Genomic DNA, 14,032 nt, shown 5'->3' on the forward strand with positions numbered 1-14,032 from the left:
CTATTTTAAATAGGTTTAGTAAATAAATCAAATTTAGTTTTTAAAATTGAGAATTATAAATTTTTTGGAATCAAGTGGTAAATGTCTTCAAGGATGGTTGATTCTTCATTTGTTGGTATTACTAATATTTTTATTTTACTATTAGTAGTTGATATTTCGGATTCTAAATTTTTATTTTGAGCTATTTTATTTTTTTCAGGATCTAGATCTATTCCAATTTTTTCAAATCCTTTTAATGCAAGCTCTCTTATTTTATAATCAACAATGCCAATTCCACCTGTAAAAACTATTGCATCAGTATTAAAATCAAGAATGGCCATGTAAGATCCAATGTATTTTTTTATTCTATAGGTCATTATCTCTACTGCAAGTTTTGATTGATATTCTCCTTTTTCAATATTGTTCCAAATGTCTCTCATATCATTTGATTTTTCAGAAATTCCTAGTATACCGCTTTCTTTATTTAATATTTCTTCAATTTGTTCGGTGTTTTTATTTAATATATTGCTCATTAAATTAATAATTGATGGATCTATGTCACCACTTCTTGTTCCCATTGCAAGGCCTTCAAGTGGAGTAATTCCCATGCTTGTGTCGTAAGATTTTCCACCTTTAACAGCATTAATGCTTGCTCCATTTCCAAGATGTAATATTATTAAATTTAGATTATCTATTTTTTTATTTAGAATTTCTGAAGATTTTTTTGTTATGTACGAATAAGAAAGGCCATGAAAGCCATATTTTCGAATGTTATATTTTTTATACCAAGAATATGGGGTTGCATAAAGAAAAGCGTGTTCTTTTATAGTTTGATGCCATGATGTATCGAAGCATATAACTTGTCTTGTGTGTGGTAAAATTTTAAGAACCGCTTCTATTGCAGTGATTGCGCTTGGATTGTGAAGTGGAGCAAGTTCAGAAATTTGTTTTAATTTAGCCAAAACACTATTTTTAAGAATTACTGAATTTTTAAGGCTTGAGCCTCCATGTACAACTCTATGTCCTATTATTTTAATTTCACTGATAGTTTTAAGGATTTTTGAATTACTGTTTAATAATGTTTTAAACATTTTTTTTATTGCTTTTTGATGATTTTCAATTCCTTGTACAAATTTTTCTGTTGTTAATCCGTCAGTATTTGTAATCTTTATGATTGATTCTTGAGATTTTATTTTTTCAATAATTCCAGATATTAATTTTTTTGAATTTTCATATTGATAAATAGCAAATTTTAAGGAAGAACTTCCTGTGTTTATGATTAATATTTTCATTTTTTATCCTTTTTTGTTTGACAAGCTATGTGTTTTCTTTTAGTAAGTTAATATTTTTATATATATAATTTATTTTCTCAGATTTTTCAATATTTTTTAAGCTTAAAAAGATTGATTTTTGATTTGATGGATTTAATCCTAATAAATTAGGATGTTTTTGAAGTATTTCTATTATTTTTTCCATAGGAATGCTCTCTGTATTTTTATATTCTATTTCTAAAGTTCTATTTGTTTCTTTTAGTTTTGCTATGTTTAATTTTTTTGCTAAAATCTTAAGTTCAGTCAACATTAGTAAGCTATTTATTTCTTTAGGAATGGGTCCAAAATTATTATGGATTTCTTCTCTTATCTTTTTATTTTCTTCTTCGGTTTGAATTTCAAAGATTTTTTTGTAGATTAGTATTTTGGATTGTTCATTTTTTGCATAATTATCAGGAATAAAGCCGCTGTAATTAATTTCAATATCAATGTCTTCTTCTGATGAAATTTTTCCCATTTTTTTTTCAATTGCTTTGTTTAACATTGTTAGGTAGCAATCTAATCCAATCGATTCAATTTCTCCATGCTGTTCTCTGCCAAGCAAATTCCCAACTCCTCTTATTTCCATATCTTTCATTGCTATTTTAAATCCTGATCCTAGTTCTGAAAATTCGGTTATTGCTCTTAGCCTTTCAATAGAGCGTTCATTTAGTTTTCCACTGTCTTGATACAAAAAATAAGCATAAGCTTTTTCAGAGCCTCTTCCAACTCTCCCTTTTAGTTGATATAGCTGCGCTAGTCCAAACTTATTTGCATTATTGATTATTATTGTATTTGCATTTGGAATATCTATGCCATTTTCAATTATTGTTGTTGCCAATAGAATTTGATATGCTTTTTTAATAAAATTGTGCATTATTCCTTCAATTTCTTCACCTGTGAGTTTTCCATGAATTATTGCAATTCTTGCATAAGGAGTTAATTTTTCAATTAGTGTTTTTAAATAGTGCAATTCTTCAATATTATGGTTTACTAAAAAAACTTGACCATCTCGAGATAGTTCACTTTCAATCGCATGTTTTATTAAAAGTTCATTAAAGGACTCTAAATAAGTTTCTATTTTTACCCTGTTTTTAGGTGGGATTTTTAAAACAGAAATATCTCTTAGTTTAATTAGTGACATGTGAAGAGATCTAGGAATTGGTGTTGCAGAAAGAGCAAGACAATCAACAGAAATTTTTATTTCTTTAAGTTTTTCTTTTTCCTTTACGCCAAATCTTTGCTCTTCATCAATTATTATTAATCCCAAACTTTTGCAGGCGAATTTTTTTGAAAGAATTTTATGTGTTCCTATTATGATATCAATTTCTCCACTTTTTAATTCTTTTAAAATTCGTTTTTCTGCGTTTTTGTTTGTAAATCTGCTTAATACTTCAATTTTGATTGGAAAATTTTTGAATCTTTTTTCAAATGTATTGAAATGCTGTTCTGCTAGAATAGTTGTTGGTGAAAGGACAATAACCTGCTTGTTGCCCATTACAGCTTTAAATGCGGCTCTCATTGCTACTTCAGTTTTTCCAAATCCAACATCTCCACAAAGAAGGCGATCCATTACCTTAAAGCTCATCATGTCTTTTTTGATTTCTTTTATTGCTGTTATTTGATCTGGAGTTTCATCGTATGGAAATTCAGATTCAAATAACAGTTGTAATTCGTTATCTTTTGGATATTTAATGCCTTTGGCACTTTCTCTTTTTGAGTAAAGTTCTATTAATTTGTCTGCAATCTCTTCGATTCTTTTTTTTGCGTTCGCTTTATTTTTTATCCATGTCTTAGAACTAATTTTGTCTAATTTTACATTTTTAGACTCACTACCAATGTATTTTTGGATTAAATTTGTTTGTTCTATTGGAATAAATAGTTTTTCTCCTTCGGCGTACTCAATCTCAATATAGTCCTTTTCAATAGAGCTTGTTTTTATTCTTTTTATTTGCCTGAATATGCCAATTCCATGGTTTATGTGAACCACATGGCTATTTTTTTCAATTTCAATGAAAGAATCAATAGCTTTTGTTTTTGAAGATTCAAAGACTTTGTTTATTTTTTGACCTGTATTGAAGATGTTTGATTCAAGAATAATGGCAATTTTTTCTTTTTCTAATATTAAAGAGCTAGATATTTTTAAAACCTCAATTGTTACTTTTGGTAATTCTTTGAAAATATATTTAAGTTTTTCTTTTTGTGATTCAGATTCTGCTGCAATAATGATTTTAAATCCATTTTTTAGCCAATTTTTGAATTCTTCTTTTGCAAGCATAATATTTGAAAAAAAGCTTCTCTGGCTTTCAATTTTAAATTCTACAATTTCTTTAGATTTAGAACTTTTAATTTTTGAGAATAAGACATCGCTTTTTAGATTGAAGTTTTTGGAATTTAAGAGAATCCTTTTTGGATCAATTATATTTTTACCAGCTTCTTTTGCTTCTTTGTAAAGATTTTCATACTCTTGGCGTATTTTTTCAATTTCTTTTTCAAAATTGTTAATTTCAAAGTTGACAATAGGTATATGTTTTTCAATTTCATCACTTAAATAAGTATTTGCTACTAGTGGATAAAACATTTCTTCTGTTTTTGTTTCTTTTTTTAAATGCAACTCCTCAATAAATTTTTTATATTCAGCAGTTTCAATCTTTGTTTCTAAGTTATAAATATTTTCATTATTCCAAATAATTTCTTTTTTTGGAATAATTTGGAATTCTAAAATTTCATCATCTTGTTTTAATTGGGTTAAAGGATTGAATTTTCTTATTTCTTCTATTTTATCAAAGTTTAGTACAATTCTTATTGGGTTTTGTTCTCCAAAAGAGTATAGGTCTATAATTTCTCCTTTTATTGTAAATTCTCCTGGAATTGTTACTCTGAATGTTTTTTCATACCCTAATTTTACAAGAGTTTTTTCAATTTTTGTTGTGTTAATTTTAGTATTTTTTGTAATTTTGAATACCTCCTTTAATAAGGTATTTCTATCAGGTATTCTGCTGAGCAATGATGTTAAGACTGTAATGTATATCCCAGGAGTTTTTTTATAAAGATTGATCAGGAATTTAGCTCTTTCGTTAAAAATCGTGCTTTTTGAACCAATCCCTTTATATACAAGCGGACTAAAATAGTTAAATTCAAATATTTGATTTGTAATTATTTTTAAATCATTTTTGATTTTATCTAATGTAAGCTCATCTTTAACTATTAATATTATTTTTCCGGTTTTACTATATTCTTTGATTCTGTTAATTAAGAAAGCTTTGAAAAATCCTTCATATCCTGTTAATGAAAAAAATGTGTTTTGTTCTAAATATTCTTTCATTTTTTTTAAATTGGAATTATTTTTTAATATTGTTGTTAGTATTTCATCTATATTCATTTTTTACCTTTTTGTTTAATTAATTTAGTATAATAATATACTATAGGTATTATTACTTTCTTTATATATAATGTGGTTAGGTTGTGAGGGGGGCTTATGAAAATTAGAAAATTGCTTTTTTGTGTCTTTTTTGCAAATATTTCTTTTGTTTTGTTTGCGGGAGATTATAAGGGTCTTGATTTTAAAATTAAATTTTTCAATCAGTCTATTTATCGTGTTAATAGTAATATTTTTATTGAAGTTTCTCTTAGTAATGCATCTGATAGTGTTTTAACTTTAGAAATAGGTGATATTAATTCTTTTGGGTTTGATTTTGATGTAACTGACACCACCAATATTAAGGTTAAAAGACCTATTGAATATGTTAAAGAGAGATCTAAAAATGTTGCTGTTCCTGTTAGAAATATGAGCTTGAGACCTAATGAAAAATTTTCTGTAGTTATTAGCTTAAATCAATTTGTTAAGTTTAGTAAAGATGGAGTTTATTTTGTTAAGGGTATTTTCTTTCCAGACATTTCAGATCCATCTAAGAAAAAAGAATCCAATATTATTACACTTTTTTTAAATAATGGTTTTGATGAAAATCCGGGTAGTATAGATCTTGTTAATTTGTCTGACAATAAAGATATTCAAGATATTTTGAGAAGGAAAAAACTATCTCCTGATGAGATTGTTAAATATTTACTCAAGGCATTGCAACTTGGAGAAAAAGAAAAATTCTTTTTGTATCTTGATCTTGAAGGCTTGTTATTAAATGACAAGAGCAAAGCATACCTTTATAAACAGAATTTATCACCTTCTACTAATAAAAACGTAGTTGAAGAGTATAAAGAATATTTGTGGAATTCTAATAGTTCAGATATTTCAAAAGCACCAAATAAATTTTCTATTATTGAGACAACCTATTCTGATACTGCAGGTAAGGTGATTGCTGATTTATATTTTGACGATGGGCATTTTTATATTTCCAAAAGATATACTTTTTTCTTCAAGAAATATGATTATTATTGGATAATTTATGACTACATTGTTCAAAATACTGGCATTAAGGAAAAGTAAAGCTTTTTGTGTTTTGCAAATCATAGAACTTATCATTTTATTATATTTCATAATAATAAGTCCTATGAATCTTAATGCTGATTTTGAATATAAGGTTGTAAAAGGAGATACTCTTTTTTCAATTGCGATTAAGCATAAAGTTAAAGTAAGCGATCTTAAAAGAATCAATAAACTTAATTCTGACAATATTAGGGCAGATCAAATATTAATTATTCCAAGCAATTCTAATTTAAATCAAAATATTACCCATAAAGTTAATCGTTCTCTTGATTTGGTAGAATCTGTTAATAAAAGTGTGGTTTTTTATACTATAAAAGAGGGTGACACTATTGAGAGTGTTTCAAAACTTGTTGGGCTAAGCCAAGAAGAGATAATAGCTTGGAACAATTTGGGATCTAAAGATCTTAAAGTTGGAATGAAGCTTATATTAACCGAGCCTGATTTTTTAAAGCCTTATGTAGTTAAAAAAGGAGATTCGCTGTCACAACTTTCTCAAGATTTTAATATTAGCTCTAAAGATATTTTAAAATTTAATTTTCTTAATGATAATAAGTTAAAAATTGGCCAACAGCTTTTTTTAAAGAAAGCTGCTAAGAATGTTAATTTTCATTATGTTAAAAGAGGAGAAACTCTTGGCAGAATAGCTTATATTTATGGCATTACTGCTAAAGATCTTGTAACCCTTAATGGTAATCGAGCTGTTAATCTTAAAGCAGGTTCATTGCTAAATGTTTTAAAGGTTGTAAATAGTGATTTAGAAAAGCCTGTTGAGAGAGATTTGAAAATTGAGAAAAAAACAGATAATCAATTTATCTATCATTCAGTTGCTGTAGGTGAGACTTTGTATAGCATTGCCAGACATTATGGTGTTTTGATTGAAGATCTTAAAAATTGGAATAATTTAAGTAGCAATAATATTATGCACGATCAAAAATTGAAAATTTTTGATAAAAAACTTTTATCTGGGTCTTTGGCAATTGAGTCTAAGAATGATTTGTATCTTAAAAACAAGGTTGATTCTATTACTAATTCTTCTGATAAAGTTCAAACAATAGTTAATCTTCCTTCAAGTAAAAACAAAAAGCTGAATTTGAATACTTTTGGTACTACCAATCAAGGCTTTTTTGATATTAGCTCTTTGGTTATTTTGGACTCTAAAATACCAATATTTGAGGTTGTTGGCGATTTCTATTATTGGTATAGACCCAGAAAGGTAAGTCAGCCAAGTGAATTTTATTCAGAAGATTGGCATTCTCCTTTAAATTCTTATAAAAAAGCAACTCAACTTTTTAAAAGTTTTGAGAAGTTGGTAAATTCTAGATTTAATAAAAGATCAAAACTTAAAGATAAGTTAATAATTCTTGACCCTGGGCATGGGGGTCTTGATCCTGGAGCTATTGTTAAGTCTAGAGATGGGCTTGGAAACGAAGTTTTTGTTGTTGAGGATGAATATGTTTATGATATTGCCTTAAGGCTTTACGTATATCTTAAAGAAGAGGGGGCCAATGTTGAACTTACTATTTTAGCTCCTGATCATTTGATTAGAAATAGTGTTTCTGCTAACAATACTTTTGTTAATGTGAAAAATGAAGTTTACAATGATTATGATTTAAATAAAAACGATACCGTTGATTCTTGGATCAGTGGTACTCCATCAGGACTTAAAAAAAGACTAGTAGTTGTTAAAAACATTGTTAGTAAATATAAACATATTAAAGATAAGGATATAGTTTTTTTTAGTTTGCATGCGGATAATAGCATTGGAGCGCCTAAGAGTATGGGGTTTTATTATCAAAAAGATGACGAGAAAAAATATGATATTCATTCAAAGTCTATAGCAGAAAAAATTACAGAAGGAATGAAACGAAGTTTTTATATTAAGGGCCAAAATCTTCATGTTTTGAGAAACAATATAGTAATGACTAAGCTTTTAATAGAAGTTAGAAATTTAGCATTTCCAGAGGAAGCTTGGTCTATTAGATCTTCTAAACTTAGAGATCAAGATTCCAAAATTCTTGCTAATGGGATTTTAAAAATATTTGAAAGTAATTGACAAAAATTTTTAAATTTAAGATAATATTTTTAGTGTTCAATTTCCCCTATAGCTCAGTGGTAGAGCGGGTGGCTGTTAACCACTAGGTCGGAGGTTCAAGTCCTTCTGGGGGAGTTAATTAAAGCCAATTGCTTTTTTAGGTCTATTTTTGTTATTTTAAAGTAATTAAGTCTTTCTAAAAACTTCTTATTATTTCCATCTCCCAAGCAAAGGTGCTTTTGTATTTTCAGTCTTTTTTCTTTTGAGTTTTCTCCTATTATTCCGAGTTCTAACAAATCGCTTAGTGTTAATAAATTTTTTTGATTGCCTTTAGAGAAAGTCCCAACTTTTTTAAGTATTTTTTTTATTTCTTTTTTATTCACCGATTCAACTTCGGTATCTTTTGTATTAAGATATGCATGTTTAATTTTATTATTTTTTCCTATATGTTTGACTATTTTTTGTCTAATAATATTTCCGGATTTATCGCTGTCTGTTAAGATTATTATTCCTTTATATTTTAATGCTTTTTTTAGTAATTCAATAGTTTCGATTTTTAAAGCAAATCCTTTTGTTTCTATTACTGTGCAGTCAAAAGATTCTTTTAATCTTTTAAGATCATCTTTACCCTCAACTACAATCATTTCTTTAATTTTTTCCAATTTTAAATTCCATTTTCAAAGAAAGCTCTTAGCAATTTAATTGCTTCTATATGGTCAACTATTGATACTGTTTCTCGTATGGAGTGCATTGCCCACATTGGTGTTCCAATATCAATAGTTTCTATTCCAGTTCTTGCATTTGAGATTGGGCCAATTGTTGTCCCTGAAGGAACATTTGCTTTCATTATTATTTCTTGAATTTTAACATTATTTTTAATAGCCAAATTTTTCAATTTTGCAAATCCTGTTGAAGTTGTTGCGTATCGAAAATTGGCGCTATTTTTTACAACTACGCCTTTACTTAGAGTTGCTTGATAGTTTGGATCATGTTTTAATGTATATCCTGGATGAACACCATGGACACTGTCAATTGATATATTAAATGATTTGTTTGTTTTTATTAGATGTTCTTCTCTTGTTAAGTTAAGAGCAAGGTCAATTCTTTCTAGAACTTCTGATAAAAAATTGGAATCAGCTCCTCTTGAGGTTAAAGATCCTATTTCTTCGTTATCAAAAAATACAGCTATTTTATTTTTATTATTATTTGTATGAACATAAGAATTCATAATTGCATGGCATCCCGATTTGTTATCAAGATTTTTTGAAGCTAAAAATTCTCCTTCAGTTCCTATTATTTGGGAGGGCTGTGATTCTGTGAATATTAGATCACAAGATAGAAAACTTTCATTTTTTATTTCAAGTTGTTCTAATATTTTGTCTTTTATTGTTTTTTTCGTGCTGTTAATTACTGTTAAATTGTCATGAGTATTATATCTAAATCCTTCGTTAATTTGTCGGTTTAAATGGATTGCAAGGTTTGGAATAATTCCTATGTTTTCAATATTGATTAATTTTGAATCAATCAACTCATTTTTTTTAAAATATACAATTCCTGCCAAGCTTAAGTTTCTGTCAATCCAAGTAGAAATTATTGGGCTACCATAAACTTCAATATGACTGTAAAATACACCACTTGTTTTTTCTATTGCATCTATTTTTAATTTCAATCCCGGACTGTCTGTATGTGCTGTTGCTATTACAAACGGTTCATATTTTTTTTCGACATCAATATTGAAGGCAATAAGACTAGTTCCTTCTTTTTTTATGTAATACGATCCTGTTTCGAGTTTCCATTTTTCATCAAGTTTTAATTGTTGCGCATTAAAATAATTTATTAATTTATTTTCAATATAGTTTACTAAGTGATAAGGGGTAGGACTATTGTCTAGTAAACTTTGAAAAAATTTTGGCTCTAGTGTTTTATCGTGCACCATAGGTGTTCTCCTTTATTTTATTGCTTTATAGTTATATATTCTATTATAATAGTTTTTAGCTGTATATTGGTTAGGAGTTTATTATGAGAAAATGGCTTTTCAGCTTAGGGTTTTTGTTTATTTTTTTTGCTTGTAGTTCTAATGTTGAAATCGAGTTAAGAGATGATTTTAGTGGTATTATTTCAATGGTTGTCAATGTTAATGGAGAATTTGAAAAAATTAGAAAAGAACTCTTAACAACTTTGGTGGGGGGAGAAGTTGCAAATATGTCTCTTTTTCCTGTAGAAGAAATAAAAAAGTATTTTAGAAATGAGGGGGAGAAGTCTGGACTTAAGCTTTTAAGTATTAAAACTCAAGGGGATTCTATTAATTTAGTTGTTAAGTTTGATAATTTAATTAAAACTTTAAGTGGTTATATGGAAAAATCCAATATGCCTGTGTTTAGGATAGAAAAAAGAGGTGGTAAGAATATTATTGATCTTGACATTAATTTGGAAAATGCTACTAAGAATATTAATGAAAATAAAGAGTATATTAGTGATGCGCTTGCAGCTCTTTTACCATCGGATGAGATTCCAATGTCTTCAAAAGAATATAAAGATGTTTTGGTGTATTTTTTATCTGATTTTACTTCCAAAGCAAGTGAGCTTATTGACAATTCAAAACTTAATCTTACAGTTAAGACTTCTAGGAATATTCAAGAACAATTTGGATTCAAGCAGATTGATTCAAACACACTGAAGTTTGAAATAGACATGGTTAAAGGATTAAGTCTTGAAACACCAATAAAACTTAGATTAGTTTATTGATTAGAAATTCAAGAATATAAACGTATAAGTTTATATTCTTGAATTATATTCTTTTTTAAAGATTCCTATTAAAACAGCTGTTATTATTGATCCTAATAAGATGGATATTATCCACATTAATGGGTTTGCTACTATTGGTAGAATGAATATCCCACCATGTGGTGCTATAATTTCTACCTTGAAAAGTGCAGAGATAAATCCCCCTACAGATGAACCTAGTATGCATGCAGGTATTACTCTTAAAGGGTCTGATGCTGCGAATGGAATTACTCCTTCTGTAATAAAACATGCTCCTAGAAAATAGCAAACTTTTCCAGATTCTCTTTCTTCTTTTGAGAATCTGTTTTTAAACAAACTTGTAGCAAGAGCAATTCCTATGGGAGGCACCATTCCTCCTGCCATTATGCTTGCATGGGGAGTATAATTTTTTGCAGTTATCATTGCAATTCCAAATGCGTATGCAGCTTTATTTACGGGCCCTCCCATATCTATTGCCATCATTCCTCCAAGCAAAGCGCCAAGTATTGCCATATTAGTTCCGCTGAGTTGATTTAGTATGTCTGTTATTGATTTATTAATAAATGATATTGGACTGAGTATTGTATATATTAAAATTCCTGAAATTAGAACTGAGAAAAAAGGGTAAGCTAGTACTGGATTTATACCCTTTAAGTTGCCAGGGACTATTTTGTCAGATATTTTTTTTACAATCAGTGTAACATATCCTGAAATAAATCCTGCTAAGATACCTCCTAAAAATCCCGCATTTCCATTGCTCACCATGAATCCAGTAATCATTCCAGGTGCAAGTCCTGGTCTTTCTGCTATGCTAAATGAAATATAGCCAGCAAGTATTGGGATCATTAAAGCAAATGCGCTTCCACCACCTATTTGCATTAAAATATCTGCTATTTTGTTATAGCTTGGATCGTTTATATCAAATGCTTTGATTCCAAACATAAATGATATTGCTATTATTATTCCCCCTGAGACTACAAATGGAAGCATAAATGACACCCCATTCATTAGGTGTTTATAAATTCCTACTCTTTGGTTTTGTTTAAGGTTTCTGTTGGTTGTATTTGTGTTGCTTTTGTAAATTAGTGCTTCGTTTTTAAGAATTATTTGAATAAGTTCTTTTGCTTTGTGTATGCCGTCTTTTACTCCTACTTCAATTAAAGGCTTTCCATTAAATCTTTCTTTATCGATAGTCTTACCAGATGCAATAATGATTCCCTTTGCCTTTTTTATCTCTTCTGTTGTTATTGGGTTTTCAGTTCCACTAGATCCATTTGTTTCTACTTTTATGTTTATGTTTAATTCCAAAGCTGCTTTTTTCAAGCTTTCTGCTGCCATATAAGTGTGAGCTATTCCCACAGGACATGCTGTTACGGCAAGAATGAAGTCTTTTTTTGTATGTAAATTATTAGATTCATTTATATTATTATTGCTTACAATGATTTCTAAGAATTTGTCTTTATTATTTGTGTTCATAAGTTCATGTCTTAATGAATTATTGCTAAAAGTATTACTTAGATAAGATATTGCTTTTATGTGAGCGTTGCTGGGAGTTTCTTCTGGAAGAGCCATCATAAAAAACAGTTTTGAAAGTTTTTGATCAGAAGAGTTGAAATCAAATCCATTACCCTCGACTCTTAAAATAGCAATTCCATGTTTTTTAATGAAATTGCCTTTTGCATGGGGCATTGCTATATGCTCTTCAATGCCTGTTCCGTTAATTTCTTCTCTTTTTTTAATTTCTTTTATGAATTCTTCCATGTCATTTAAGTATCCATTTTCATTGAGCATATTAGCCATTTTTCTAATTACATCTTCTTTGCTAGTTGCATTATAATTTAAAACAATCAAGTTTTTTGAAAATAAATTTTGCATAATAATCACCTTTATATATTATATAGTGTATATATATTTGTTAAATTTTACATTTATTTAATTGATTTTATCAATCAAAGGAGATTAAACTTGATATATACTCTAACACTTAACCCTTCTGTGGATTATAAAATAGTTTTAAAAGAATTTCAGGAAGAAAGCCTTAATTATACTTTAAATAACAATTTTTTTGCTGGTGGCAAGGGAATAAATGTAAGCACTGTTCTTAAAAATTTGGGAAAGTCTAGCACAGCGCTTGGATTTTTGGGAGGCTTTACAGGCGATTATATAAGACTTTCTCTTGATTTTAAGGGTATCAAAAGCGATTTTATTAAAATAAAATATGACACAAGATTGAATATTAAAATGATAGCGAATGGTAAAGAGACAGAAATTAATGCAAATTCTCCAGATATTTCCGATGATGAATTTAAAGTTTTGAAAGATAGGCTTAAAAGTTTAAAAAATGATAGCATATTGGTAATGTCTGGAAGCATTCCTGCATCTTTGGGTGCAAACGCATACAATCAGATAGCTGATAACATTTCTAGTGATGTTAGGCTTATTATTGATACTAGTGGAAAACCTTTGAAAGAAGTTCTTAGATTAAATCCCTTTTTAATAAAACCTAATATTTATGAACTTGAAGGTCTTTTTAATACTAAATTTAATTCTACAAAAGAATTGATTAAAATTGGGAGAAATCTTGTAGAAAGTGGGGTTCAAAATATTATAATTTCCATGGGAAGTGATGGAGCTATTTTTATTAGCAATAAAAATGTTGCTTTTAGGGCCTTTGTTCCAAAGATTACTTCTGTTAGCACTATTGGGGCAGGAGATTCTGTAGTTGCGGGATTTGTATATGCTTTTGATAATAGAAATACTTTGGAAGATTCGTTTAAATTTGGTATTGCAGCCGGTACGGCTACTGCATTAAAAGGTAATCTTTGTGAATTTCAAGATGTTAAAAAGATGCTTTGTGAGATTAGGGTTGAAAATATTTGTACTTTTTAATGTTTTAAATAGAGTTGATTTGGAATTTTACTGTAGCTTTAAAAAAGCTACAGTATTTATTGTTCCTAAATTTTTAATTTTAATTTATACAATTTGTTTGTTGCTAAAGCTAATCCTACAACTGTCAATAATGTAATTATGGCTGTAATTGCAAGTAGGCCTGTTATTGTACTTGATTGAGTGATTTTTGCAGCGATTTCTGTAGTTTGATCATTGCAAACACAGTTAGCATATCCACATATTGGACAAATCTCTTCTATTCCAAATTGACTTAAGTTTCCATTTGGAATTATATTTCCTTTTGTTGTAGTGCTAGTTTGTGCAAAAACAGATGTTGAGATCAATATTAAAGCAGTAAAAAATATGTATTTTTGTAAATTCATTTTACCTTCTCCTTATAGGTTTTATTTTTTAATTAGTTAAATTATTGTTTTTAAATTATACATTTGTAACTTTTTATTATTCAAAACCTGTTAATAGCAATAATAGATTTTCTAAGAATAGCTGCTGCCATAATAGAGTGTAAAATTTATCATCGGGAGCGACGGGTCTCGAACCCGCGACCTCCTGCGTGACAGGCAGGCGTTCTAACCATCTGAACTACGCCCCCAAAGGCAT

At 28.5% G+C, this 14,032-nt stretch carries 10 protein-coding genes and 2 tRNA genes; 6 read left to right on the forward strand and 6 right to left on the reverse strand.

What is annotated here, in order from left to right:
• Positions 1–53: 53 nt before the first annotated feature.
• On the reverse strand, positions 54–1,271 hold the full coding sequence (locus tag OY14_03105) for an acetate kinase (protein AJA90414.1): 1,218 nt from the start codon (positions 1,269–1,271) through the stop codon (positions 54–56).
• A gap of 25 nt (positions 1,272–1,296) precedes the next feature.
• A complete protein-coding gene (locus OY14_03110) occupies positions 1,297–4,671 on the reverse strand; it encodes a transcription-repair coupling factor (GenBank protein AJA90415.1) in 3,375 nt (1,124 codons plus the stop codon).
• 96 nt (positions 4,672–4,767) lie between these two features.
• Between OY14_03110 and OY14_03115 the strand changes: the two genes are divergently transcribed.
• The 4 genes from OY14_03115 (at position 4,768) to OY14_03130 (ending at position 8,464) form a co-directional block, all read left to right on the forward strand.
• Positions 4,768–5,730: a hypothetical protein gene (locus OY14_03115; GenBank protein AJA90416.1), complete on the forward strand. Its 963-nt coding sequence runs from the start codon at positions 4,768–4,770 to the stop codon at positions 5,728–5,730.
• Positions 5,731–5,743: 13 nt separating this feature from the next.
• Positions 5,744–7,783, forward strand: coding sequence for an N-acetylmuramoyl-L-alanine amidase (locus OY14_03120; GenBank protein AJA90651.1), 2,040 nt, complete (start codon positions 5,744–5,746; stop codon positions 7,781–7,783).
• Between the two features lie 42 nt (positions 7,784–7,825).
• Positions 7,826–7,897, forward strand: a tRNA-Asn gene (locus OY14_03125).
• 189 nt (positions 7,898–8,086) lie between these two features.
• Positions 8,087–8,464, forward strand: coding sequence for a hypothetical protein (locus OY14_03130; GenBank protein ID AJA90417.1), 378 nt, complete (start codon positions 8,087–8,089; stop codon positions 8,462–8,464).
• Here the strand turns inward: OY14_03130 and OY14_03135 are convergent.
• Entirely contained in the window at positions 8,427–9,698 is a 1,272-nt protein-coding gene (locus OY14_03135) for an aminopeptidase (GenBank protein ID AJA90418.1), read from the reverse strand. The genes OY14_03130 and OY14_03135 overlap by 38 nt on opposite strands.
• A gap of 83 nt (positions 9,699–9,781) precedes the next feature.
• On the opposite strand from OY14_03135, the gene OY14_03140 reads away from it, so the two are divergent.
• Positions 9,782–10,507, forward strand: a complete 726-nt coding sequence (locus OY14_03140) for a lipoprotein (protein ID AJA90419.1) — start codon at positions 9,782–9,784, stop codon at positions 10,505–10,507.
• Positions 10,508–10,537: 30 nt separating this feature from the next.
• On the opposite strand, the gene OY14_03145 is transcribed toward OY14_03140, so the two are convergent.
• Complete coding sequence (locus OY14_03145) at positions 10,538–12,400, reverse strand: PTS fructose transporter subunit IIA (GenBank protein ID AJA90420.1); 1,863 nt, start codon at positions 12,398–12,400, stop codon at positions 10,538–10,540.
• A 90-nt stretch (positions 12,401–12,490) separates the two neighbouring features.
• Here OY14_03145 and OY14_03150 point away from each other — a divergent pair, with 90 nt between their 5' ends.
• Positions 12,491–13,414: a 1-phosphofructokinase gene (locus tag OY14_03150; protein AJA90421.1), complete on the forward strand. Its 924-nt coding sequence runs from the start codon at positions 12,491–12,493 to the stop codon at positions 13,412–13,414.
• Positions 13,415–13,479: 65 nt separating this feature from the next.
• Here OY14_03150 and OY14_03155 read toward each other — a convergent pair whose 3' ends face one another.
• Positions 13,480–13,797 carry a hypothetical protein gene (locus tag OY14_03155; protein AJA90422.1) on the reverse strand — a complete coding sequence of 106 codons (318 nt, stop codon included), beginning with the start codon at positions 13,795–13,797 and terminating at the stop codon, positions 13,480–13,482.
• A 153-nt stretch (positions 13,798–13,950) separates the two neighbouring features.
• Positions 13,951–14,024: transfer RNA gene (locus OY14_03160), tRNA-Asp, on the reverse strand.
• Positions 14,025–14,032 lie beyond the last annotated feature (8 nt).

Source organism: Borreliella chilensis (genome assembly GCA_000808095.1).
Lineage (GTDB): Bacteria > Spirochaetota > Spirochaetia > Borreliales > Borreliaceae > Borreliella > Borreliella chilensis.

Bases quoted from the DNA above. Each gene is read 5' to 3' on its own strand.
- OY14_03145 (AJA90420.1), bottom strand. From the start codon at position 12,400: ATGCAAAATTTATTTTCAAAAAACTTGATTGTTTTAAATTATAATGCA.
- OY14_03155 (AJA90422.1), bottom strand. From the start codon at position 13,797: ATGAATTTACAAAAATACATATTTTTTACTGCTTTAATATTGATCTCA.
- OY14_03135 (AJA90418.1), bottom strand. From the start codon at position 9,698: ATGGTGCACGATAAAACACTAGAGCCAAAATTTTTTCAAAGTTTACTA.
- OY14_03105 (AJA90414.1), bottom strand. From the start codon at position 1,271: ATGAAAATATTAATCATAAACACAGGAAGTTCTTCCTTAAAATTTGCT.
- OY14_03140 (AJA90419.1), top strand. From the start codon at position 9,782: ATGAGAAAATGGCTTTTCAGCTTAGGGTTTTTGTTTATTTTTTTTGCT.
- OY14_03110 (AJA90415.1), bottom strand. From the start codon at position 4,671: ATGAATATAGATGAAATACTAACAACAATATTAAAAAATAATTCCAAT.
- OY14_03115 (AJA90416.1), top strand. From the start codon at position 4,768: ATGAAAATTAGAAAATTGCTTTTTTGTGTCTTTTTTGCAAATATTTCT.